The sequence below is a fragment of the Sphaerisporangium perillae genome, from assembly GCF_023276435.1.
Lineage (GTDB): Bacteria > Actinomycetota > Actinomycetes > Streptosporangiales > Streptosporangiaceae > Sphaerisporangium > Sphaerisporangium perillae.
Genome location: NZ_JALLPO010000007.1, coordinates 185,753 through 208,910, shown reverse-complemented (window position 1 = coordinate 208,910; position 23,158 = coordinate 185,753). Strand labels below are relative to the sequence as shown.

The window sequence follows — 23,158 nt, the reverse complement described above, 5'->3', positions numbered from 1 at the left end:
ACCTCCTCCATCCGCGCCTGCATCCGCTTCAGGTGGGCGAGCAGACCCGGGGCGTTGCGCTTCTCGGCGGTGTGCGCGATCTTCCGCCACGGCCGATGGTCGCCGGCGCCCTTGCCGTCCGACAGGTGGATCTTCGGGGTGACCGCGAGCGCCGCGGCGCCGATGATCCGTTCACCGCGGCGGACTTCCCCGCCCGTGGCTCGCCAGCGACGAGCAGGGACGCGTCGACCAGGCGTAGCGTCTCCGGCCTGCCGCGCCCGTTGACCCCCGCGGGCACGCCCGCCCAGAAGTCGAGCGGCTCGGTGCGCCCGATCAGCGGCGAGGGATACACCTTCAGGAACGGGTCGGACCCGGCGACGTACACCGCGAGCCGCCCGGCGTGCTCGGACAGCAGCTCGAAGACGACTTGCGTCTCTCCGACGCCGAGCGCCGAGGCGAAGTCGGCTTCCTTGCCGAGAGCCTGCCGGGCCCGCTGCCCGGGAGGCAGCTGGAGCACCGTCGACCAGCCGCCGGGCTCGTTGAGCACCGGGGAGGCCAGGCGCATGCCCTCGGCACGGCCGAGCTTGGCGTCGATGGCCGCCCGGGTGACCGTGTTCTCCGCGGGGGTCCGCTTGCCGAAGCCGGGAAGTCTGAGCGGCGTGGGCCGCTGAATGATCCGCTTGCGGATCTCCACGGTGGTGCCGACCGAGACGACCAGGCCGAGCGACAGCAACGGCGCCGAGGTGTCCCACAGCGTCGAGCACGCCGTCGCCGTGAGGTAGCCGCTACCCGCCAACCACGCGGTGCGGCGCCGGCGCGTCCTGACCGCCTCGCGGAAGATGTGGTCGTCGGTCCCGGCGTAGTCGTCGGCGCGGATCCACTGCCAGTAGCGGCGGGCGAGCAGGCCGGTGCCGGACAGGGGTGCGGTGGCGGACCGGAACGCGAGTCGTGCGCCGCGGCGGCCGTACTTGCCTTGCCGTACCCGGTGGGCCGCGAGGCGTACCCGGTCACGGATCGGGGTGGGTTTGGCCCAGAACTCGGGTGGGGTCTGTGGCCGCTCGAAGGTCTGCGTCATGATGGTGATCTCCTGTGGGTTGGGAGATCCGGCCCGGGTGGACCTCGACAGTGAACCCGGGCCGGACCAGATCAGCGGGCGAGTTGGGTCAGGTACGTCTGGATGCGCGTGGCGCGGCGCTGGCCGATCCGCAGGTCCTTCTTGATCCGCGTGAGGGCCGGCGTCTGCCCCTCGGCGAGTTCGTCGGCGTACCTCTCCGCGGCCACCGGGCACAGCTCGTCGGGGACGGGTCCGAGAATCGGCGTCTCCGCAGGCTGGGCCGGGAGTATGGCGGGTACGTCCGCCGGGGGCTGGACCACCTTCGGGGCGGCGGAGTCGAACAGGTTGCGCTCGGCGGCCCAGTCGTAGACCTCGCGGCTCACGGGCACGCGTACGCGGCCCTGTGGACGTATCCGGGCGGGTACGAGGGAGGATGCCGTGCCGCCGTTGACGCGGGCGCTGAACGCCTTCAGGTTGGCGATCGCACGCTCGGCGACCGGGTCGGGTTCCGGCTCGGGTACGCGCTCCACCTCAGGTACGGGAGCGTCCTGCGGCCGCCCGACGATCGCCCCATCGACCACCGACAGCCGGCCGTCCTTGGCTGTGCGACGATCCGCCTTGCCCTGGTGCCGGAGGATCGACCGAGCGAGCTTGCGGTCACGCTTGGACGCCTCGGGGCCGATGCCGTAGCGGTCGATCCACGCGGCCGCCCACGCCTGATCGGTCGTGCAGTCCTCGCCGCGGGCGGCCCGGATCGAGGCGGCCGCCCACGACAGGCGCGGGTAGCGGACTCGGCGCCAGGCGGCGCGGCGGATCTCGGCAGCCGACCGCTTGGACGCAGCTTTTGCGGCCAGGCTCGCCGTGAGCTCCCACAGCAGGATGCCCAGCAAGGAAGCCAGAGCGAGCACCACACCGGCCTGCGGGCCGTACGCCTTCCAGCCGTGCCAGAGGTTCATGCCAGCAGCGAGCGAGGCCAGACCCCATGTCCACACCCGGTAGCCGCCAGCCGGCATGTTGGCCTTGATCGCCCTGTGAATGAGGAAGGCGAGGTACCAGGCCGCGCCTTCCAGGCGATCGGCAGCGCGGGGGCCAGGATGCCGAGGTGCATGACCTTTTCGGCGAACTCGAGCTGGCCGCGCCAGGCGATCATGTCGAGGGAAGGTGAGCACCAGCCGACCGGCGCGGGCGATCGACACTCGGCAGGAGCGGGAGCCGAAGCCGTGCGCGAGGTGATCGGTGCGGTCGGCCCAGTCCTTGACGGCCTGCCCGTTCAGCATGCGCACGATGACGCGGTCGGCCCATCCGTCGCAGTCGAGGCGCCCTCATCTTCGCCGAGGACCGTGCGCGAGGAGGAGTGTGCAGTGCAAGGCGGCGGAGAACCGCGACGAGGTGGACCATCTCTGCATGCGCGGGGAGCACTCAGCGCACCCGGTAACGGGTGATAGCGGACCGGGACCATCCCCGCGCGCGGGGAGCACATGACCGTGCCCGAACTGTACGAGGCCGGGTGGGGACCATCCCCGCGTGCGCGGGGAGCACGCCGCCTTGACCTTCTCCCCGACCTTCCGCGTGGGACCATCCCCGCGGGCGTGGGGAGGACACCAGTCCAACTCCTGGTCGCCGTATGGCGCTGGGCCTGCACCCTCATGACGGTGCAGGCCCAACGCGGTGGTGTCACTTAGGTGATACCAGGGTCAGTTCACTTGATGACTGTGAGGGCGTCGACGACACCAGCGCCGAAGAAGCTGTTGTCGTCGACGGTGCCGGTGCAGGCCGCGGTGTTCTGCGGGCACGGCTTGGATTCGGCCCGCGCCTTGAGCTCGCTGATCATCTCGGCCGGCGACCAGGACGGGTGCGCCGACTTCATCTGCGCCATGACGCCGGCGACGTGCGGGCTCGCCATCGACGTACCGCTCTTGGTGCCGTAGCCGTCGGCCCCCGTCCGGGTGTTCCACGTCGTCGAGTAGATCGACGAGCCGGGAGCCGCGACGTCGATCTTGCCGAGGCCGTAGTTGGAGAAGGACGACCGGACGCTGTCCAGCGTGGTGCCCACGCGCTGTAGGGATGCGACCGTCACGACACCGTCGAGCTCAGCCGGGATGTCGTTGCAGCGGTTGTTGATCGTGCGCACGGTCGGCTTTGGCGCGTCGTTGGGGCTGCCCTTGTCCACGGTCTTGTTGGCCATGTCGTAGTTGGAGTTGCCCGCCGCAGCGACGTTGACGACGCCCTGGTTGGTGGACCACTCCACGGCGCGCCGGACGGCCTCCTTGCTGGCGGCCTGGTCGGGCTGGTCGTCACACCAGAACTCGAACGGGTCGATGTAGTAGGAGTTGTTCGTGACGTCCATGTGCTTCAGGCCCGCCCACATGAAGCCACAGATGGCGTACTCCGGGTAGATGTAGCCGTCGTTGTTGACGACCTTGACGGACGCCATGCGCACGTTCGGCGCGACACCGACGATGCCGATGTTGTTGCGGGCGGCGGCGATGGTGCCGGCGACGTGCGTACCGTGGTCGCTCGTCGTCGGGCCCCAAGCCAACGGCGTCTGATCCGGACGGCCGACGTCAGTGCAGTTGACCGAGTTCGCGACGTCGATGTTGGCCTTGAGGTCCGGGTGTGTCGGCGAGATGCCGCTGTCGAGCACCCCGACGAGGACGTTGCGGTTGCCGTCGGAGACCGTCTGCGCCTGCGGGGCCTTGATCATTTGCATGTCCCACTGGACGCCCTCGTTGGGGTCGAGGCTCTCGCCAGGCTGCGGGTCGGACGGGATGTCGCCGTTGTCCGGCTTCTTGGCACCCTTCTTGTACCCGCTGGCGCCGGGACCCCACGGCGGGGCCAGGTCGGCCGGCGTCCCCTCGGAGACCCCGGCCGTGCGGGTGGCGCCGACGGAGGCGACCGCGTTGCCACCCTTGGCGGTGACGTTCACGCGGAAGGCCGCGCGGTCGGAGTGGGCGACGACCACGCCAATCTCGGGCCAGGACTGGACGACAACACCTCCGGCGGCCTCGACCGCGCGCTCAACGAGACGAGTTTGGCCGGGGTTGGCGATCCGGGCGTTGACGACGTAGCTCATGAGCATCCCGTCGGGGATGTCCACGTTGACCGGTGTCGACGTCGGCTCGTCGGTGGTGGCCGCGCTGGCCGAGTCGGTCGCGCCTCCAAGGAAGGCGGCACCCACCATGGCAAACGCCGCGACGGTGGCCGCGAGGCGTCGCTTGGGCAGGGCATGCTGCATGCGTTGCTCCTTGAACGGTGAGGCCGCGGCACCCATCGCCGCGGTCCGGCTGGCCCCGATTCCGAAAGCCCGAAATCGCCCCGAATCCAGCCTTTAGAGTTGGTTGGTGACGGTAACAGCTTGATCGTGAATTCTTCAAGAGCTCACCAAGGCGGAAGGCTGACCGGACCAACCTGCTGGCCGGCGATCAAGCGCACAAGATGGTCATCTTCCGAATGGCGCTTCCGGGCTTCGTGTGGGTCCGGTGGGGGTGATCAAGCGCCGGGGCGCAGGATCGGGGTATGCGCGACACGGAGCTGTACCGCGCCGACAACGAGTAAGGATTGGCGGTCCACCACAAGCCCCGGGTCAGGAAACGCCAGCGGAAGAACTGCCCCGGCTCGGCGCCCAGCTCGTGGAGGTGCTCTCCGATCAGATAGACCGACACCACGCCGGGCGACTCCCTGCGGATCTCGGCCACCGTGAGACGGTGGCGCAGACCCCGGCGCACGGGCGTGAGGAAGCGATACCAGATCAGCAGGAAGGTGACAGACACATAGAGCGCCAGCCACAGGGCTGTGGCCAGCGGGTCGTCGAGGAAGTCCGGTCCGAGCAACTGGTGGCCGAACGCCAGAAAGATCCCGGCGTACGTGACGAAATGCAGGTAATGCCAGAGCTCGTAGGGCAGCCGGCGCCGCACCTTCCGGACCGAGACGATCCCGACGCCGACGAAGAGCACCAGGCCGATCGTCGCCTTCGGCAGCTCGGGCCCGTTCACAATCAGTCTCACGGAGCCGTCCAGCAGGCCGGCTGTGGAGTCGCCGACCCGGGCACCCGTGGCCAAACCATGTGCGCGAGCGAGAGCACGATCGTGTGCCGGGCGATCACGGCGTGCCAGCGGGCCAGGCGGTCAGAGCCGATCCCCCGGTCCAGCAGCGGCGTCCGCGACACCAGCGCCACCAGGATCGCGCAGGCATATCCGGCGAGCAGGCCGGTGAGCCGGCCCGCCCAGGCGAGCCAACCGTCCAGCCCGTTCACCGAGCCCAGCCCCGGCCAGCATCCGGAGGTCGCAGCGACAGCGCCTCCGGCGATCAGAATAGCCACGACCAACGGATGCGCGTGCGGCACCGGTGCCGGTCCAGGCATCCTGCGTCGCCTGGGCGCGCTGGAACTGGCGTTGCCGTCCTGTACGGGTCGCACGGTCGCGGCGTTCCTCACTGCCCGACGCCTTTGAGCCTGGTGAGCTCACCCGCGTGCGCCTCAGCCATCGTCGCGGCGAACGCCTTGGTGTCCGCGTCGCCCCCCTCGTCCTGCTCTCCCTGCACCACCAGCACGGACTGCCTGAGGAAGTCGCGCGCGTGCTCGGCGAAGAGCCGGTCGAACGCCGCGCCGTCGGCCGCGTTGATCGCTTCGAGATCGGCCGCCGTCACCATGCCCGGCATGTTGTGTCCCTCGTGGATGTTCACATACGGCACGCCTGACCGGTCGACCAGGCTGTGCAGGCGCCTCAGTTCGGCACGATGTGCGGCGCCGAAGGTCTTGGACAACGACACGATCTCCGGGTTGGAGGTCTTGTTCAGGGCCAGATCGAAGAGCCGCACGGCCTGCTCGGTCATCGGGATCATCAGGTGCAGCCACGCGATGTCGGTCGCGTTGAAGGAGTCCGGCGGGGCGATCGCCGGTGCTGGCGCGCCGCCCGGAATCGGCTGCACGGCCTGCGCCTGCACCGCCAGATGGCTCGAATGGGCGGCCGACCCGGCAGCGACGCACCGCGTGACGAGCAGAGCCGTGACCGCTGCGAGGATCGGCGCACCGATCGTGCCCGCTCGCATGTCAGCCCCTCTCGCTAGGGCCGGCCGGGTCTAGCGAGAAGCGGGACCCAGATGCGCTGGCTGAGCCGGTCACGGACCGCAGGCTGGCGCCCGGTACTGCGGCGAGGGCGCCGACGGCCATGACATGGCCGGCTCGGTGTGCTTTGCTGCGGGATGCGACGGCGCGCGGGACAGTCTCACTCATGAGGGATGGGGTCCTTGGTGGGGGAGGGTCGCGGACAGACCGTTCTGAACGATGTCTCCGGCCGGATCGAACGGGCCGGTCAGCTAGCGTGCGTCCTGGCGGAAGCGATCGTGCGGCATGGACGGCCGGCCCGGCCCCCGTGCACGAGCGGAGGGAGGCATGGTCAGCGCGCCCGGCTCACCGGTGGCGGAGTCGATCGACGACGGGCGGGTACGGCGAGCGAACGCATGAGATCTCCTTACAAGCAGGCGACAAGCCGTGCTCGGTCTCAGACCGTGTGCAGAGAGTCCTTCTGTATGGAGACGCTATGGAGAGTCGCTGAATCACCGAAAAATCGGGCCGAATGTGATGTGGCAAACGAACCACACGCCCTGGGGACGATCCGCAAAGATTCCCTGGAGCGCGACATCATTCCCGTGGAACCGGGCGACAAGACCCCCAGCTCGACATGGTCGGTCAACCGACTCGATGGCCGGAACTCCACATCAGACTGTCCCGCAGCCCCGCTCACGCCGAGGCGCCGTACCGGCCGAACCGTCGCACCTCAGCCAGCAAACCGACCACGGCGAACGCCTCACGAACGGCATTGGATCATGATCGCTCCGCCAAGTAGTCGGCGACATGCGACTGCACCAACGTGGCGTGGGCGGCGCAGCCGTTGATGATCACGGCCAGGCGTACCGTGCCGGTAGCCCCGCGAACGCGGGATCACCGGCACGGAACGCGCAATGCGGAGGTAGCGGCGGGGATTGGTCAGCCGCCGACGAAGCTTGGCGTGGTGCCGCACTTGGCGCGTGCGTTGATGCAGACCTTCACGAGCGCGCCGAGCGTCTCCGGCTTCCATGCGTTCATGAAATCCCCGTGCATCGAGGACGCCATGCCCGACGACAGCGACAGGCCGTCACCGCCGAGGGAGTTGTAGTTGACCATGAGCGAGATGTTGGGGACCGCGACCGGATAGGCACCGGAGCACTGGCCGTCCTTCATTGGCCCCATGTGCGACTTGTGGTCAGGCGAATCGATGTGCTTGCCGTCCCAGCAGTCCTGGAACGTCAGTTGGTAGATCAGGTTGCCGCCTTGTGCGCAGACAGGCCAGTTGCCGTCGGCGCTGCGTCCGGTCTCCGCGCTGCCGGCGCACCAGAATTGGCCGCCGGCGTTCTTCGGCGTCGCTACCTGCCGCTTTGCATCGCCTTGCACCAGGACCAGACCCGGCGGGAACGGCACGACCTCCGATGGGTCCTTGAGTCGGGCGCCGTAGTACACGCGGAAGCTCTTGATCGGGACCGGCTGACCGTTACGCATGAGTTGCGGCACCCAGTAGGCGCTGTTGTCCCCAGGCGCGTTGCAGGTCGTGGAACTCGCGAGCAGGTCTGTCGTCGTGGTGGTCGCCTTCACCTTCGGGCCGAAGAAGGTGTGCATGTGGGAGGCGCCAGGCAAGCCGGGCAGCACGATCGGGTCGTCCTTGGCCTGGTTGGACACCATGCAATCGGTGTGGAACTCGGGGACTCTCGTGGTTCCCGCGGGGACCCGTTCGGGTGCGACCTTGTGGAATGCGTCCAGGGCGTTCTTCCATGCGGCCTGGTTCACCGGCACCCAGCCGCCGGGAGGCGTCGCAGTGGTCGGGGTGGCGCTGGGCGTCGGCTGGGCCGTATTGGTCGGGGTCGGGGTCGGGGTGCCCGAGCCGGTGCCGAAGACCTGGAACTCCCAGATCGAGACGCCGTACTGGCTGGACCGCTTGGTGGCGTAGAGCCGGACGTACCGGCCGGTGGCCGACACGTTGATGGTCTGGACGCCGCCCTTGCCCGTCGTGGTGCTGTACTCCGTCGTCCAGGGGCCGTCGCTGGTGGCGGCGGTCTGGATCTGGAACGCGGTGGCGTAGGCGTTCTCCCAGTTGATGACGATCTTCTTGATGGCGGTGGACTTGCCGAGGTCGACCGCGAGCCACTGCGGGTCGCTGAACTTGCTGGACCAGCGGGTGCCCATCTTGCCGTCGACGGCGGCCGACGCCGACAGGTCACCGCGCTCCGCCGAGGAGGCGATCACGTTACGGCCCTGCGAGAGGGGCACCTCGGCCGCGGCTGCCGGAGAGGTGAGGCTCACCGCGGAGGTGCCCAGAAGGCCGCCCAGAACACCGGCCAGCGCCAGGCGGCGGACCTGACGTACGACGGATGCGCGTCCGGATCGGATGCCGCGCGAGGCGGTTGTGCTCATACGAATGAGTCCTTTGTCTTGTTGGGGAGTGGTGGGTGGGATTCGTCAGGGGGCGTCGTGGAAGGCCTTGCCGGCCGGGGTCGCGACGCCGTTGCCGTGGAACAGCCCGCTGCTGGGGCCGCTGTCGGAGGCGGGCAGCCCGAACCAGGCGTACCGGTGCACGTAGGACAGCGAGTTGAGCATTTTGGTGGAGGCGGTGACGAACGCGGCCGTCTGCGCCTCGGTCGGGTACCGGGTGCCGTGCGAGAAGTCGATCAGGGCGTACTCGGTGAGCCAGATCGGCTTGTGGTACCGCTCGTACACGGCCTGGATGTACGACTTGAGCTGCTGCGTCGCCGCGTCGGTGCGGAAGTCGCCGCCGTACCAGTGCAGAGTGATGAAGTCGACGCGGTAGCCGCGCTGGGCCGCCCCGGTCATGAAGCGGTCGAGCCAGCCGCCCGGGGTGTCACCTCCGTAGGCGACGGCGGGGCTGCCGAGGATCTGCCCGGCGGACTGGAGCTTGGGCCACAGGGACAGGGCCTTGTCCACGGTCATGTTCGACTGGGCGGACATGTCGGGTTCGTTGAAGCCGAGCAGGTACGGCCCGGCGGCGTTGGCCTCGGCGAGGGTCTGGTCGTTCACGCTCGCCGCGCCCCACACCATGGGGACGAACTGGACACCCTTGGGCGTGGTGATCCCGTCATGGCGCGAGGACCAGGTGTAGTACCAGTGCGCGCCGGACTTGGCCAGTGCGTCGCTGACGTTGGCCATCTTCCAGACGCCGACGCCCTTCTTGCCGATCGTGGCGGGCGGCTCGGACGTCTTGCTGGGGCTGGAGGTGGGGCTGGGCTTGGTGGGTGTGGCACTCGGGGACGGCTTCGCCGTCGGGGTTCCCGAGCCGGTGCCGAAGACCTGGAACTCCCAGATCGAGACGCCGTACTGGCTGGACCGCTTGGTGGTGTAGAGCCGCACGTACCGGCCGGTGGCCGACACGTTGATGCTCTGCGTGCCGCCCTTGCCCGAGCTGGTCGAGTACAGCGTCTTCCAGGCGCCGCCGTCGGCGGAGCTCTGGATTTTGAACTGGGTGGCGTAGGCCCGCTCCCAGTTCAGGACGATCCGGGAGATGGCGGCGGACCTGCCCAGGTCCACCTGGAGCCACTGCGGGTCGCTGAACTTGCTGGACCAGCGCGTGCCCATCTTGCCGTCCACCGCCGCCGCCGCAGACAGGTCACCCCGCTCGGACGAGGAGGCCACCGCCGGCCGGCCTTGCGAGAGCGGAATCTCGGCCGCGCCGGCCGGGACGGTGCCGTTCACCAGCGAGGCGCCCAGGACGGCCGCGAAGGCGCTCGCGACCGCGACGCGGCGGAGCCTGCGGCCCGCGCCCCGGGGTGCGATGTCCGGCGGAAGTGTCTCGGTCATGTCTTCTGGTGCCCTTCGTAGAGCTTGTAGAGCGGTCGGGACGTCCGGTGGCGCTCGCACGCGCCGCCACATAGGAGATCCGCAGGTAGCGCGTGGATAACGAAAACTTCGGAGAATCTCGGAACTTTTTGTTGTCCGCCCGGCGCCCGGCCCGTCTCCTGACCAGAAGGCCAACACGCCGATTTTGGGGAGAATGCTCCAGGTCCGTCGCCTGCCGGCGGCGACGGAGCGGACGACCGACAGGGAGCGGAGTGCGATGCTCGGAACCGGTAGGGGCGGACCCAACACGGCGATGGTGGCCGCCGCGCGCGACGGCGACCAGGACGCGCTGGACGCCCTGGTCGCCGAGTCGCTCCCGCTGCTCTACAACATCGTCGGCCGGGCGCTCGACGGGCACACCGACGTCGACGACGTGGTCCAGGAAACCATGCTCAAGGTCGTCCGCGGCCTGCCCGACCTGCGCGAACTCGGCGCGTACCGGTCCTGGATGGTCGCCATCGCCGTCCGCCAGGTGCGCGACCACCAGCACGACCGCCGCACCACCCAGAACCGCCGGGCCGACCTCGACACCGCCCAGGAGATCCCCGACCCCGCCTCCGACTTCGCGGCGGTGACGATCCTGCGGCTGGGGCTCACCGACCAGCGCCGCGAGGTCGCCGAGGCCACCCGCTGGCTGGACAAGGACGACCGCGCTCTGCTCGCCCTGTGGTGGCTGGAGGAGACCGGTGAACTCGGCCGCACCGACCTCGCGGGCGCGCTCGGCCTGTCCGGACGGCATGCCGCCGTTCGGGTGCAGCGAATGAAGGAGCAGGTGCAGACGGCGCGGATGGTCGTCCGCGCCCTGCACGGCGACTCCAGCTGCCCCGAACTTCGCAGGCTCACCTGGAACTGGGACGGAGTGCCGAGCCCGCTGTGGCGCAAGCGCTTCGCCCGGCACGTCCGCGGCTGCCCGATCTGCGGGCGGCGAGCGGCGGGGCTCCTTCCCATCGACCGGCTGCTCAGCGGGCTGCCGTTGCTGCCCATCCCCGCCGGATTCCTCCTGGACAAGATCAATGCCATCCCCGCCGCGGTGGACGCTGCCGGGCGCGCAGCCTCACACCTTCCCCTCCTCGGGAGGGGCGGCGCGCCTCGGGGGGCCCACGCGACACAGGCACGGCCGCGCGGCCTGCTCTCCTCGCTCTCCCACGGGCACGTGGCCGGCACCGCGGTCGCCGGCACCGCCATCGTCGTCGGCGCCGCTCTGCTGACCCGGCACATCACTGCCCCGTCCGTCGTCCCCGCCCCCTCGCCCACCCTCGCGCTCAAGGCGTCGCCGCCCCCCTCGGACAGCGCGTCGCCGGAGCCGACCCCGACGCCGACGCGTACCCCGGAGACTCCGCGTCCGTCCCGGGGCCCCGTCGTGGCCACCTCAGTACGCAAGGGTGTCGGGGCGTGGAAGGCGGCCGGCGTCAGCACGGCCCTCGCCAAGTCAGGGGCGAGCTGGTACTACACCTGGTCCACGCGCGACGAGGGGATCAGCGCGCCCCGGGCGAAGTTCGTCCCCATGGTGTGGGGCGCCACCAGCGTCACCGCCGCGAAGCTCGCCGAGGCCCGGCGTGCGGGACCCTACCTGCTCGGCTTCAACGAACCGGACATGCCCGCGCAGGCCAACGTGACCGTGGAGAAGGCGCTGGAGCTCTGGCCCAAGCTCATGGCGACCGGGCGCGTCCTCGGCAGCCCCTCGGTCGCCTTCGGCGCCGACACCCCCGGGGGGTGGTTCGACCGGTTCATGTCCGGCGCGGCCGAGCGCGGCTACCGCGTCGACTTCGTCGCCCTCCACTGGTACGGCGCCGAGTTCCAGACGCAGGCCGCCGTCGACCAGCTCAAGTCGTACATCCAGCGGGTCTACAAGCGCTACCACAAGCCCATCTGGCTCACCGAGTACGCGCTGATCGACTTCTCCTCAGGCAAGTCCCGCTACGCCACCGACGCCCAGCAGGCCGCCTTCCTCACCGCCTCGACCCAGATGCTCGCCACCCTGCCGTACGTCCGCCGCTACGCCTGGTTCGGCATCTCCGCCTCCGGCCCCAAACCCAACAGCGGCCTCTTCCACGAGAACGGCCGGCCCACCCGGACCGGCCGCGCCTTCCAATCCGCCCGCTGACCCCGGGCGGGCCGGCTACGGGCGTCCTCCAGCGCGCTCAGGGGCAAAGACGTGGCCCAGGTATGGATCACGATCCGCCGTTGCGCGGCCGAAGCGCTCTCCTGCAGGGATCCTCGCCGATCCTCGGGCAGCTGCCGCGGAGGCTGGCAGTCTCGGAGGTACAGCCTCATAAGATCGCTCTGTGCAACGGCTTGCGCTCTTTGACCTGGACAACACCGACGGGGGCCAGGCTAGGCGCGGGACCGGTCATCCCACGAGGCGCAGCGCCTCAGGCGTGAGGTCCTTGAGGGTGGGATACCCGTCGACCGCCATGATCAGGTCCGCTTCAGCGAGCATGGAGCGCAGCACGTGCACGACAGCGTCGACGCCGCCTACTGCCAGCGCGTATGCGTACGGGCGACCGATCCCCACCGCGGTGGCACCCAACGCTAGCGCCTTGATGATGTCGGCGCCGCTGCGCACACCCGAGTCGAACAGGACCGGCAGCCCGTCAGCGGCTTCGAGCACGTCGGGCAGGCACTCCAAGGTGGTCAGTCCTCCGTTGGCTTGCCGTCCGCCGTGGTTGGAACAGTAGATGGCGTCTGCGCCGTGGTCTTTGGCGCGACGAACGTCGTCGGGGTGGCAGATGCCTTTGAGCATCAGCGGCAGCCTGGTCTGCGACCGTAGCCAGTCCAGGTCGTCCCACCTGAACGGTCCACCGAAGATCGGCAACGTGCGCACCGCCACCTCGGTGGCATCCTCGCCGGGCTGCAGTCTCTTCCGGAACACCGGGTCGCTGGTGTAGTTGGTCAGGCATCCGCTGGGCACCTGTGGGTAGTTCGAGCCGCGCAGGTCTCGGGGCCGCCAGCCGGTGACCCAGGTGTCGAGGGTGACGGCGATGCCCTTGAAACCCGCCGCCTCGGCGCGGTGCACCAGGCTCGCGGCCAGGTCCCGATCCGGCGGTGTGTAGAGCTGGAAGAAGCCGGGCGTATCGCCGAGCGCCGCAGCCACGTCTTCCATCGGATCCGCTGAAAGGGTCGCCGCGAAAAACGGAACGCCCGTCCGAACGGAGGCTCGCGCGCATGCAAGGTCGCCGTGTTCATCTTGGGCACACACCCCGATCACCCCGATGGGCGCCATAAACACCGGCGTGGGCAACTTCATCCCGAACAACTCGATCGACATGTCACGTTCGGTAGGGGCGACCAGCATGCGCGGATACAAGCCCCAGCGCTTGAACGCCTCGCAGTTGGCCCGCTGGGTGTGCTCATCACCGGCGCCGCCGGCCACATACCCCCAGACCTTCGGCCTCATCGCGGCCGACGCCTTCTCCTCTAGCTCCGCAAATGTCATGGGATACGGCGGCTGGTGGCCGGTCTGTCCCTGGGCGTACAGCTCATCTTGGTACGCTGCGAAAGTCATATGTACGCATTATCCGCGCGAGCGGTGCATTACCCGAGTCGAGCGGCTAAGCAACGGTCAAGTATGTGGAAAAGAGCCGAGGGTAACGTAATGGGCGCTCTTTGCTTCCGGATTCAAGCGGTCAACGGAAACGCGGTGACTGATAGTGCCTTGGCTGTACAGCGATCAGTACAGCCAAGGGTGCCCACGACGGCGGACCTCGGTGAACGTCTACGGACACAGCATCTCCAGGTCGAAACCCTGGACCTCGATCAAATCGTCTTCTTTAATCCGTAGGTTCAGGGTCGTCATCTGGTCCCATCGCGTCGTCGAGATTGCGGCGCAAGAAGTCACACGTCGCTTGCAGCGCATCGCTCCTCGTGCTGATGTCGCGGAAACTGTGACCGGCACCCCGCACCACGAGGTACTCGTACGGCAGCGCTCGACGCTCGAGTTCCCGAGCAAGCGAGTCACTCTGCGAGATGTCGACGACCTTGTCGTCGTCGCCGTGCACGAGCAGCATCGGTGGGGTACATGGGCCGAGGTAGGTCGCCGGCTCGAACCACGGGTTGTCGTCCGGGTCGTGTGGCCCGAGGAGGGTGCGAAGCACCGTCTCCGCATCCGCATCCGTGCCCTCGGCGACACGCCGGGCATCGACGACGCCGTACCAGTCGGCCACTGCGCACACACTCGAGTCGATGGACGGACCGTGGTGCCCGTCGTCGGCGGGGTCCTGGCCGTTGGTCGCGCCGAGGACGGTTGCCACGGTGCCGCCCGCCGAGTTGCCCCACGCGGCGATCGCCTGCGGCGCGAGATTCAGCTGGGCGGCATTACGGCGGAAGTAGCGGACGGCAGCCTTGGCGTCCTCGACCTGCCCGGGGAAGCGGCACTCGTTGCTAGTGCGGTACTCGACGCTGGCGACGGCGGTTCCGGTTCGCGCAAGGGCCATCAGGGCCGGAAGGTATCGGGCGCGATGCACCGTGCGGAACCCGCCGCCCTTGAAGAAGACCACGAGCGGTGTGGGCACGTCAGATTGCGGTTTCAGGAAGTCGTAGCGGAGCTGGCGACCCCCCGGGAGCAGCGAGCCTCCGTCGGTCTGACGGTAGACGAGATTCGTGTACAGCTCGACGAACTGCTCGGCCGGGCTGTCCCGGAGCTCCAGTTGCCGGTAACGGAAGCGGGTCACTTCACCGGTATCCAATCATGATGCCGACGATCATCGCGGCTGCGGCGAGCATGGCCATGACCGCGAGGTAAGGGGCGACGACGCGGACCCATCTGCCAAAGGACACTCCTGCCAGGGCGAGGCCCGCCATCAGGACGGACGAGGTCGGGAAGAGCATGTTGGTGATGCCGTCACTGAGCTGGAAGCTGAGCACCCCGAGCTGACGGGACAACCCCATAAGGTCGGTCAGAGGAGCGATGATGGGAATGGTCAAGGCGGCCTGACCGGTGCCGGACCCCACGAAGAAGTTGACGATGCCGCCGGTCGCGAGCAATGCGAGCGCGCCGCCCCCGGCGGGCAGCGGCGAGACGAGGTTGCCCAACGCGTAGACGAGGGTGTCGAGGATCCGGCCCTCCTGCAGGACGACTGTGATCGCACGAGCCACCCCGATGACCAGCGTGACGAACACGAGCGACTTCATGCCGTCGACGAAGTGTTCGAACGTCTTCGAGGGAGTCATCCGGAAGATCACGGCCGTGATCAGTGCGATCAGGAAGAAGCAGCCGGCCATCTCCTCGACGCCCCACGAGAGCGTGGCGGTGCCGACAACGAACAGGGCCAGGACGGCGGCGAATGCGGCCAACGCGAGCTTGTGGCGCCGTCCGAACTCCGGCCGCTCCGTGTCGCCGTCGTCGTCGACCAGTTCCTGTCGATCACTGTTCGGGTCGGCCGTACGCAACGTCCGGCGGATGTCGAGCAGCACGAAGATGACGGTGACCGCGAGGAACACCAGGAAAAGCGCTACTCGGTAGCCGATGCCTGAGAAAACGGGCAGGCCGGAGATCCGCTGAGCGAGGGCGAGCGAGGAAGGGTTGAGGAACGAGGCGGAGTATCCCGCGGTGTTCGGCAAGAGCACGATCATGAGGCCGGTGACGGGCTTGAGGCCGAGGGCCCGGGCGATCATCAGACCCACGGGGATGAAGGCCACCACCTCTGAGGTGATCGTGCCCGTTGCCGCGGTGACACCGAAGAACACCATCACCGCGGTGGCCAGCACGTACCGGTTGAGCGAGGTGCGCGCGGCGAGCCTCCCGATGGCCCCGGACACCGTACCGGTGGCGCCCAGCACGGCGAGCGCACCGCCCGTGACGAGCACGCCGAAGATGATCGATGCGGAATCGACGAGCCCGATGTGCAGTGACGCGAGCAGTGCGATGGGCGAGACCGGGGACTTCGGCAGAGACCCGTACGTCCCGGGGATGATCGTGTTCCGCTCGCCGACCTCGAACGCGCCTGCTGGGACGATGTACGTCGCGATGGCGCACGCGAGCAGGATCCAGAGCAGGAGAGTCAGGAGGTTGGGCATGGCCCAGCGTCGTCGTGCGATCCCTGGTGGCTTGGTGGCTGTGTCCGTCACGGTGACCTCGTTGTGAGCTGTGGGCTGGTCGGTCAACGGTGCCCCACGACCTTGAACATAGGGAAGGTCCAATACTTGAATAGGTCCCATTCGATCGGTTGAATGGGAGGAGCGGGAATGGATCTTCGGCATCTCGAGGTGCTGGTGACCGTGTCGGACGAACGGACGATCAGCGCCGCTGCGCGCAGGCTGCATGTCTCGCAGCCGGCCCTGAGTCAACTGGTGAAACGCATCGAGACCGAGCTGGGGCTCGAACTGTTCGACAGGTCGTCCTCGCCGTTGGCCCTGACTGCGGCGGGCCGGGAGTTCCTGCCCCAGGCCCGTGGCCTGTTGGCCATGTATGCCGACGCCGTCGCCGTTGCGCGAAGCGCCGGTCGGCGCAGGGTCGTCGCGATCGGTGCGACGCCGATGATCGCCGCTTCGCTCTTCGCCGAGCTTCTCGTCGAGAGAGGTACAGTCACCCCTCACACCGAGATCCAGCTGGTCGAGGCGAGCTCCGGTGAGCTGCTGGCCCTCATGTCACGCGGCATCGTCGACGTCGCGGTGATGGCGGAGTCCGCGGTGCCTGAGGGGACGCCCTTCGAGCCCGTGCTTCGCAGCGAGATCCTCGCCGCCGTGGGCTCGACGTCGCCGGCGGTCCTCGCTTCCTCCATCGAAGTCGAGCAGCTGTTCGGGTTCCCGCTGTTGCTTCCCAAGGCAGGCGGCGTTCGACATCATCTCGACCCCTTCCTACGGTCCTGGCCGGCCGCCCCTCATATCGCGTTCGAGAGTGGAAGTACAGGGACGATCCTCGGACTGGTGCAGGCCGGACTCGGCCTCGCCCTCGTTCCGGCCCTCCTCGTGACCGGCGCAGTCCGGGAGCGCTTTCCGCGGATCCGCTTCCTGTCGATCCAGGCCGGCCCGACGCCATTGGCGATGGGCATCGCGACGCGTACCGCTGCCGGTGGCACCGGTACTGCGGTGCTCGGAACTCGCCTGACACGCAGTGCCCTGGTCCGCTGCCTCTCCGAGTACGCGGTCGACACGCGGTAGACATCGCCCTGGCCCAGTCGACGCCTGTCGGAGGGCCAAGGCAGACCTTCTTCCGCGGTTCCCCGTTTCCGCGCTGGCCAAGCGAGTGTTCGAGCGCATCGTGGAAGCGAGATCCGATCAGGACAACGAGCAGTGGCACCTGCTGATCCTGCAGGACCTGTCCAGCGCAACGGCATCAAGCAGAACTGGCTGCTCCACAAGGTCGCACCCTGGTTCATGGCCCGGGGGTGCGATTCCCCCGGGCCACCCGACCTTAGACCCGCACGCGTCAGCCCAGGCCGTCGGCGCCGACCGTGGGGACCACCGTGACGTCCGACTCATCGAGCAAGGTATCGGTGGTGGGCTGCACGGCCCCGTCGAGGTCGAGGACAGGGGTGGCTTCCTTGTACCAGGACTCGATGACGGCGTTTCCCCAGAAGTCGCGGCGCCGGTCGTCGTGGACGTTCCAGCGGTAGGTCTGGTGGTCGGGGTCGCCGGTGTAGTAATCGGAGGTGTAGATCTCGACGCGGTGCCCGTCGGGGTCACGGAGGTAGACGTAGAAGGCGTTGGAGACGCCGTGGCGGCCCGGACCGCGCTCGATGTGGTGCTCGAGGTTAAGCGAGCCGATGACATCGGCGATGCGGAGCACCTGGTGGGATTCGTGGGCCGCCATGCCGAGGTGGTGTAGCCGGGGACCGGCGCCGCTGGTGAAGGCGACGTCGTGGACGGTCTGCTTGCGGTACATCCAGGCCGCGTACAGCTCGTGCTCGTCGCCCTCGATGGTCTCCGAACAGCCGAAGCCGAGCGCGGTGTAGTAGGCGTAGGCAGCGGGGATGTCGGGGGTGCAGATGTTGAAGTGGTCGAGCCGCGTTATGTGCGCGCCGCGGTGCAGGTCGTAGCGCTGGATGAGCCGCTCGCCGCGCTCGATGGAGTGGAAGAACTCGACGGGGAAGCCGAGCGGGTCCAGCACCCGCACGGCGTCACCCACGCCGGGGGTGCCCTTACCGGCCGTGACGCGCCGGACCGGGCGGCCGTGGAACCTGAAGTACGCCTCCGCCTTGTCAACGTCCGCCGGGGTGCGCACCCGGTAGGCGAGATGGTGCAGGGCCGCCTCTCGGCCCTGCACCAGGACCAGGTTGTGGTGGGTGAGCTCGTCGTGGCCGCGCAGGCAGAGGGTTCCGGCATCCTCGTGCTCAACGTGCAGGCCTAGCAGGTCCACCCAGAACTCGCGGGCACGCGCCAGGTCGGTGACGACTAGCTGGGTGTAGGCGGACCGGACGACATCGGGCGGCTCGGGGCTGACGGCGCGGTTCACTTCTGCCCGTCCTTCCCGAACGCCGGGGTGTGAACCGGGCCGAGGGCAAGATGGACGATCTTGGATTCGGTGTAGAAGTCGATGCTGCGGGCACCGCCCTCCCGGCCGATCCCTGAGGCTTTCACGCCGCCGAACGGGGTGCGCAGGTCACGGACGTTGTGGGAATTGATCCAGACCATGCCCGACTGGACGGCGTGCGCGATGCGGTGGCCGCGGGTCAGGTTGCTGGTCCAGATGTAGGCTGCCAGGCCGTACCGGGTAGCGTTCGCGAGCTCCACTGCTTCCTGCTCGCTGTCGAAAGGGGCGACCGCGACGACCGGGCCGAAGATCTCTTCCTGGAAGATGCGGGCGTCGCGCGGCACGTCGGCGAACACCGTGGGCTGCAGGTAATTGCCCTCAGGCAGGTGGGCAGGTGCGCACCCGCCGGCGAGCAGCGTTGCCTCCTTGCGGCCGGTCTCCACGTAGTTCAGGACGCGGGCGTAGTGCTCGGGATGGACCAGCGCGCCGACCTCGGTAGCGGGGTCGGCGGGCGGCCCGACCACGGTAGCGGCAGCGCGCTGCGCCAGCCGGGCGGCGAACTCCTCGTAGACGGGACGCTCGACCAGGACGCGAGAGCCTGCGGTGCAGCGTTCGCCGTTGAGAGAGAAGACGCCGAAGACGACGGAGTCCAGCGCCGCATCCAGGTCGGCGTCGGCGAAGACGACGACGGGAGACTTGCCTCCCAGTTCCATCGAGGTGATCTTCAGGTTCGATGCGGAGGAACGGATGATGTGACTGCCGGTTTCGGTGGAGCCGGTGAAGGAGATCAGCGGCGCGTTCGGGTGCTCGACCAGCGCCTGCCCGGCCTCCTCGCCGATCCCGTGCACGATGTTGACGACTCCGGCGGGCACCCCGGCTTCTGTGAAGATCTCCGGCCACAGCGACGCTGATAGCGGCGTCCACTCCGCGGGCTTGAGGACAACGGTGCAGCCGGCCGCTATGGCCGGAGCCAGTTTCCAGCTTTCCAGCATGAACGGAGTGTTCCACGGGGTGATGAGCCCGGCGACCCCGACGGGCTGGCGGACAACGTAGCTGATCTGCTCACTGCCCTGCCGGAAGGCCTCCTCGCCCAACGTGACGATCACATCGGCAAAGTAGCGGAAGTTCTCCGCCGCGCGGCGGGCCTGGCCGCGCGCCTGCGTGATCGGGAGGCCAGTGTCGAAGGTTTCGAACGCGGCGAGGCGATCATGCCGCGTCTCAATGGCGTCGGCGACGCGGTTCAGGATGGTGGCGCGGGCCCGGTTGCCGACCGCCGCCCAGGCAGGGAAGGCAGCGGCCGCCGCGGCGACGGCACGGTCGATGTCGGCCGCGTTGCCACGCGCGGCGCGCGTGTAAGGGATGTTGCTGACCGGGTCCGCGACGTCGAAGGTGTGGCCGTCGGAGGCGTCGGCGTACTCTCCCCCGATCCAGTGCGGGATGCGATCCGGCAGGCCCTCCGGTGCAGTCGAGGCGACAGCGGTTTCCGGCGTGCTCACTTAGCGGCTCCTATCTGCTCGGTCAGTTCGCCGCCCAGGCTGAGCAACTGGCGGATGCGGTCCAGCCCGGCCGGGGTCGGCTCGACGAGCGGCGGTCTCACGTAAGGCGACGAGATCCGGCCCTGCTGGGCGAGGACCCACTTGACGGGCGCTGGGTTGGTCTCCACGAACAGCAGGTCCACCAGTGGGTGGAGCGCGTAATGAATGTCGCGGGCCGCGTCGAACTCGCCCGCTTGCCACAAGTCATACATCCGGGCCACCGCGGCAGGCGCGAGGTTCGCCACCGCGGAGACGAACCCGGCTCCGCCCAGCGCCAGCAGCGGCAGGCACAGCAGCTCGATCCCGGACCACACCAGTAGGTCGCGCCCGCAGGCGTGCAGCACGCGGGAGAAGTGCTCGAAGTCCCTGGTGGTCTCCTTGACGCCCACGAAGTTGTCGAAGTCGGCGAACAGCCGCTGGACGGTGTGGGGGTCAAGGTCGACGGCGGTGCGCGAGGGGACGTTGTAGGCGACGATCGGCAGGTCGGGGAACTCCCTGGCGACCGTCGCGTACCAGCGGTACAGAGCCTCCTGCGTCGGCCGCGCGTAGTACGGGGTGATCACCAGCGCGGCGTCCGCGCCTAGTTCCCGCGCGGCAGCGGTGATCTCCAGCGTCTCGTCCAGCTTGTGCGAACCGGTGCCGGGCAGGAACGGCACCCGGTCGGCGATCTCGGCGGCGACTGTGCGCATCGCGGCTATGCGTTCGGCGGCCGACTGCGCGCTGGGTTCGCCGGTGGAGCCGCCGAGAGAGATTCCGTGCGACCCAGACTCCAGCTGAAACCGGATAAGGCCGCGCAGCGAGTCATGGTCGACCGCGCCGTCAGCGGTGAACGGCGTGATGACAGGGGCGATTGACCCCCTGATCTGGGCCGGATCCGATCGGTACCTCATCCGTGCTGCTCCTTCCGTCCGATCACTGGTTCCCGCTGCCTTCTGATGTCCGCGTTCCTTGCGTTCCCTGACCTGCGAGCCAGCGCTGGTACGCGGCCCGCCACCGGTCTCCGAGCGGGTACAGTCCGTCAATGGATTCGCCGGCCTTGACCTGCTCGGTGATGAACCTTTCCTGGCGCTCCTGCTCCACCGCCGCGGCGACTACCTCCGCGGCGATGTCGGCCGGCAGCACAACCACCCCATCGTCGTCGCCGATCACCAGGTCGCCTGGAACCACGGTCGCGCCGCCGCACGCGACCACCGCGTCGATCTCCCATGGCACGTGCCGTCGGCCGAGCACGGCCGGGTGGCTGGCCGCGCAGAAGACGGGGATGTCCAGTTCCCGCAGGGCGGCGCTGTCCCGTGCAGCGCCGTCGGTGACGATCCCGGCTGCGCCGCGGACCTGAGCGCGCAGCGCCAAGATGTCGCCGATCGTGCCCGCGTCGCGGGCGCCGCGCGCCTCCATGATCAGCACCTCGTCCGGGCCGATCTGCTCGATCGCGCGCTTCTGCGCGTTCATCCCGGTGCCGTGGGCGGCGAACAGGTCCTCGCGCAGCGGGACGTACCGCAGGGTGCGGGCCACCCCCGCGAGCCGCGCGCCTGGCCGCACCGGGTGCACCCCGTCGATCACTGTGCCCTGCAGGCCGCGGGAGCGGAGCTGGCTGGCCAGCGTCGCGGTCGCGACGCTGCGCAGCTCCTCGGTCAGCAGACCGACCGCGGGCGTCGTTGGCCGGCCGTACGCCTCGGCGACGGTCCGCTCGTCAGCCCGCGGCATCGCGCCGTAGCCAGGCAGCTCATCATCGGCGGCGGCCACGGCGGTGCGCAGCCGGCCGGTCGACCGGCCACTGCCGTCCACCTCTACCTCGACGATGTCGCCGGGCTGCAGCACCGACGAGCCCGCCGGCGTTCCGGTGAGGATGAGGTCCCCGGGGTACAGCGTCATCATCCGGGACAGGTCGGCCACGAGCTGCCCGAAGGGGAACAGCAGGTTGGCGGTGTCATCCTGCTGGACCAGCTCGCCGTTCACCCAGGTGCGCAGCCGCAGCGCCGCCGGGTCAAGGTCACGCGCATCGATCAGTTCTGGACCGACCGGGGTGAAGCCGTCCGCCCCCTTGGACCGCAGATTGGAGCCGCGGTCGGCATACCGCAGATCGTAGACGCCGAGATCGTTGGCTGCCGTCACCCAGCGGACCTGGGCCCAGCCCTGCTCCGGCGAGACACTCCGGGTTCGCTCGCCGATCACCAGGGCGATCTCTCCCTCGAACGCCAGCAGCTCGCACCCCGCCGGCCGGACCACTCGATCGCCGGGCCCCGCCAACGACGACGGCGGCTTAAGGAAGTACGACGGGAACTTAGGCACGCGCCCGCGCTGCTCGGCACGGGACCGGTAGTTGAGATGAACTGCGATGATCTTGCTCGGCACCGCGGGCAGAGGCATGGTCATAGATGACATCATATACGATGTCTGCACCATTGTGGCGGGAAGGGTGACATGCGGTGTCGGGCCGGCCCGCCCTCGCCGGGGTAGCCGCCGTTCAGCCGAGGGACGGCGCGATGGTTCGGCAGGACCCGAAGCGGGGTCGTAACGTCAACGGCAACATATACGATAGATGTGTGGCACGACAGCAGGCAGCCCGGTCCCGTGACACTCTCACGACGACCGGCGAAGCAGCGAGCCCGGCCGCCTCGTCGAAGGCCGAGCGGGCGTACCGGATCATCAAGGACCGCATCGAGGACGGCACTTACGGGCCCGGGTTCCGTCTCGTCCTCGACCAACTCGCCCGTGAGCTGTCGGTCAGCGCGGTGCCGGTGCGCGAGGCGATCCGCCGCTTGGAGTCTGAGGGATACGTCGTCTTCACCCGCAACCTCGGCGCCAGCGTGGCCAGCATCGACCCGGACCAGTACTGGCACACCATGCAGGTGCTGGCGATCGTCGAGGCAGCCGCGACCGCGCTTGCCGCGCCGCACCTGGCGGCGCGGACGCTGCGCGAGGCGCGCGAGGTCAACGAGCGGATGCGGGCCAGCATCGCGGCGTTCGATCCCGTCGCGTTCACGCAGCTCAACGAGGAGTTCCACCGGTTGCTGTGCAGCGCCTGCCCCAACCCGCGCCTGTGCGGGCTGGTGAAGCGGGAATGGAGCCAGATGGCGCTGATCCGCCGGTCCTCGTTCGTCTTCGTCCCCGGACGGGCACGCGCGTCCGTGGCCGAGCATGACCAGCTCCTTGACCTCATCGAGTCCCGCGCTTCGGAGCAGAAGATCGAGCAGGCGGCGCGCGCCCACAAGCTCGCCACGCTCGACGCGTTCATCCGGCACCAGCCATAGCGTGACCCGGCGTATGCAAGGACATCCGCCTCCTTGCCGGTGAGGCGTAGT

The 23,158-nt window shown here is 68.8% G+C and carries 18 protein-coding genes; 3 read left to right on the top strand and 15 right to left on the bottom strand.

What is annotated here, in order from left to right; genetic code table 11:
• Positions 1-28 precede the first annotated feature (28 nt).
• From MYF83_RS09275 to MYF83_RS09240, 8 genes are all read right to left on the bottom strand, one after another.
• Complete coding sequence (locus MYF83_RS09275; protein ID WP_248959816.1) at positions 29-1,054, bottom strand: hypothetical protein; 1,026 nt, start codon at positions 1,052-1,054, stop codon at positions 29-31.
• A gap of 71 nt (positions 1,055-1,125) precedes the next feature.
• Positions 1,126-1,989: a hypothetical protein gene (locus MYF83_RS09270; RefSeq protein WP_248959815.1), complete on the bottom strand. Its 864-nt coding sequence runs from the start codon at positions 1,987-1,989 to the stop codon at positions 1,126-1,128.
• A 743-nt stretch (positions 1,990-2,732) separates the two neighbouring features.
• Positions 2,733-4,268: a S8 family peptidase gene (locus MYF83_RS09265; protein ID WP_248959814.1), complete on the bottom strand. Its 1,536-nt coding sequence runs from the start codon at positions 4,266-4,268 to the stop codon at positions 2,733-2,735.
• Between the two features lie 187 nt (positions 4,269-4,455).
• Positions 4,456-5,037: a ferric reductase-like transmembrane domain-containing protein gene (locus MYF83_RS09260; protein ID WP_248959813.1), complete on the bottom strand. Its 582-nt coding sequence runs from the start codon at positions 5,035-5,037 to the stop codon at positions 4,456-4,458.
• The gene (locus MYF83_RS09255; RefSeq protein ID WP_248959812.1) at positions 5,034-5,351 is read right to left on the bottom strand and encodes a ferric reductase-like transmembrane domain-containing protein; all 318 of its coding nucleotides are present in this window, start codon (positions 5,349-5,351) and stop codon (positions 5,034-5,036) included. The genes MYF83_RS09260 and MYF83_RS09255 overlap by 4 nt, the downstream gene beginning before the upstream one ends.
• A 110-nt stretch (positions 5,352-5,461) precedes the next feature.
• Positions 5,462-6,079 (bottom strand): DUF305 domain-containing protein, encoded by a 618-nt coding sequence (locus tag MYF83_RS09250; RefSeq protein ID WP_248959811.1) that lies wholly within the window; start codon positions 6,077-6,079, stop codon positions 5,462-5,464.
• Positions 6,080-7,016: 937 nt separating this feature from the next.
• Positions 7,017-8,474, bottom strand: a complete 1,458-nt coding sequence (locus MYF83_RS09245) for a DUF1996 domain-containing protein (protein ID WP_248959810.1) — start codon at positions 8,472-8,474, stop codon at positions 7,017-7,019.
• A gap of 45 nt (positions 8,475-8,519) precedes the next feature.
• Entirely contained in the window at positions 8,520-9,872 is a 1,353-nt protein-coding gene (locus tag MYF83_RS09240; RefSeq protein ID WP_248959809.1) for a glycosyl hydrolase, read from the bottom strand.
• Between the two features lie 256 nt (positions 9,873-10,128).
• On the opposite strand from MYF83_RS09240, the gene MYF83_RS09235 reads away from it, so the two are divergent.
• Positions 10,129-12,015 (top strand): sigma-70 family RNA polymerase sigma factor, encoded by a 1,887-nt coding sequence (locus MYF83_RS09235; protein WP_248959808.1) that lies wholly within the window; start codon positions 10,129-10,131, stop codon positions 12,013-12,015.
• Positions 12,016-12,261: 246 nt separating this feature from the next.
• Here the strand turns inward: MYF83_RS09235 and MYF83_RS09230 are convergent, their stop codons facing one another.
• The 3 genes from MYF83_RS09230 to MYF83_RS09220 form a co-directional block, all read right to left on the bottom strand.
• A complete protein-coding gene (locus tag MYF83_RS09230; RefSeq protein ID WP_248959807.1) occupies positions 12,262-13,416 on the bottom strand; it encodes an alpha-hydroxy-acid oxidizing protein in 1,155 nt (384 codons plus the stop codon).
• Between the two features lie 265 nt (positions 13,417-13,681).
• A complete protein-coding gene (locus MYF83_RS09225) occupies positions 13,682-14,581 on the bottom strand; it encodes an alpha/beta hydrolase (protein WP_248959806.1) in 900 nt (299 codons plus the stop codon).
• 1 nt (position 14,582) lies between these two features.
• On the bottom strand, positions 14,583-15,977 hold the full coding sequence (locus MYF83_RS09220) for a YfcC family protein (RefSeq protein WP_248959805.1): 1,395 nt from the start codon (positions 15,975-15,977) through the stop codon (positions 14,583-14,585).
• Positions 15,978-16,094: 117 nt separating this feature from the next.
• Between MYF83_RS09220 and MYF83_RS09215 the strand changes: the two genes are divergently transcribed.
• On the top strand, positions 16,095-17,009 hold the full coding sequence (locus tag MYF83_RS09215) for a LysR family transcriptional regulator (RefSeq protein WP_248959804.1): 915 nt from the start codon (positions 16,095-16,097) through the stop codon (positions 17,007-17,009).
• 268 nt (positions 17,010-17,277) lie between these two features.
• Here MYF83_RS09215 and hpaD read toward each other — a convergent pair whose 3' ends face one another.
• From hpaD to MYF83_RS09195, 4 genes are read right to left on the bottom strand one after another with little or no spacing between them, the layout of a single operon-like run.
• Complete coding sequence (gene hpaD, locus MYF83_RS09210) at positions 17,278-18,303, bottom strand: 3,4-dihydroxyphenylacetate 2,3-dioxygenase (RefSeq protein WP_248959803.1); 1,026 nt, start codon at positions 18,301-18,303, stop codon at positions 17,278-17,280.
• The gene (hpaE, locus tag MYF83_RS09205; RefSeq protein ID WP_248959802.1) at positions 18,300-19,817 is read right to left on the bottom strand and encodes a 5-carboxymethyl-2-hydroxymuconate semialdehyde dehydrogenase; all 1,518 of its coding nucleotides are present in this window, start codon (positions 19,815-19,817) and stop codon (positions 18,300-18,302) included. The genes hpaD and hpaE overlap by 4 nt, the downstream gene beginning before the upstream one ends.
• Positions 19,814-20,746, bottom strand: coding sequence for a 4-hydroxy-tetrahydrodipicolinate synthase (dapA, locus tag MYF83_RS09200; protein ID WP_248959801.1), 933 nt, complete (start codon positions 20,744-20,746; stop codon positions 19,814-19,816). Before dapA ends, hpaE begins: the two co-directional genes overlap by 4 nt.
• A gap of 22 nt (positions 20,747-20,768) precedes the next feature.
• Positions 20,769-22,241 carry a fumarylacetoacetate hydrolase family protein gene (locus MYF83_RS09195; protein WP_279339297.1) on the bottom strand — a complete coding sequence of 491 codons (1,473 nt, stop codon included), beginning with the start codon at positions 22,239-22,241 and terminating at the stop codon, positions 20,769-20,771.
• Between the two features lie 158 nt (positions 22,242-22,399).
• Between MYF83_RS09195 and MYF83_RS09190 the strand changes: the two genes are divergently transcribed.
• Positions 22,400-23,107 carry a GntR family transcriptional regulator gene (locus MYF83_RS09190; RefSeq protein WP_248959799.1) on the top strand — a complete coding sequence of 236 codons (708 nt, stop codon included), beginning with the start codon at positions 22,400-22,402 and terminating at the stop codon, positions 23,105-23,107.
• Positions 23,108-23,158: the final 51 nt, after the last annotated feature.

Bases quoted from the DNA above. Each gene is read 5' to 3' on its own strand.
- MYF83_RS09275 (WP_248959816.1), bottom strand. From the start codon at position 1,054: ATGACGCAGACCTTCGAGCGGCCACAGACCCCACCCGAGTTCTGGGCC.
- MYF83_RS09270 (WP_248959815.1), bottom strand. From the start codon at position 1,989: ATGAACCTCTGGCACGGCTGGAAGGCGTACGGCCCGCAGGCCGGTGTG.
- MYF83_RS09265 (WP_248959814.1), bottom strand. From the start codon at position 4,268: ATGCAGCATGCCCTGCCCAAGCGACGCCTCGCGGCCACCGTCGCGGCG.
- MYF83_RS09250 (WP_248959811.1), bottom strand. From the start codon at position 6,079: ATGCGAGCGGGCACGATCGGTGCGCCGATCCTCGCAGCGGTCACGGCT.
- MYF83_RS09245 (WP_248959810.1), bottom strand. From the start codon at position 8,474: ATGAGCACAACCGCCTCGCGCGGCATCCGATCCGGACGCGCATCCGTC.
- MYF83_RS09240 (WP_248959809.1), bottom strand. From the start codon at position 9,872: ATGACCGAGACACTTCCGCCGGACATCGCACCCCGGGGCGCGGGCCGC.
- MYF83_RS09235 (WP_248959808.1), top strand. From the start codon at position 10,129: ATGCTCGGAACCGGTAGGGGCGGACCCAACACGGCGATGGTGGCCGCC.
- MYF83_RS09230 (WP_248959807.1), bottom strand. From the start codon at position 13,416: ATGACTTTCGCAGCGTACCAAGATGAGCTGTACGCCCAGGGACAGACC.
- MYF83_RS09215 (WP_248959804.1), top strand. From the start codon at position 16,095: ATGGATCTTCGGCATCTCGAGGTGCTGGTGACCGTGTCGGACGAACGG.
- dapA (WP_248959801.1), bottom strand. From the start codon at position 20,746: ATGAGGTACCGATCGGATCCGGCCCAGATCAGGGGGTCAATCGCCCCT.
- MYF83_RS09195 (WP_279339297.1), bottom strand. From the start codon at position 22,241: ATGATGTCATCTATGACCATGCCTCTGCCCGCGGTGCCGAGCAAGATC.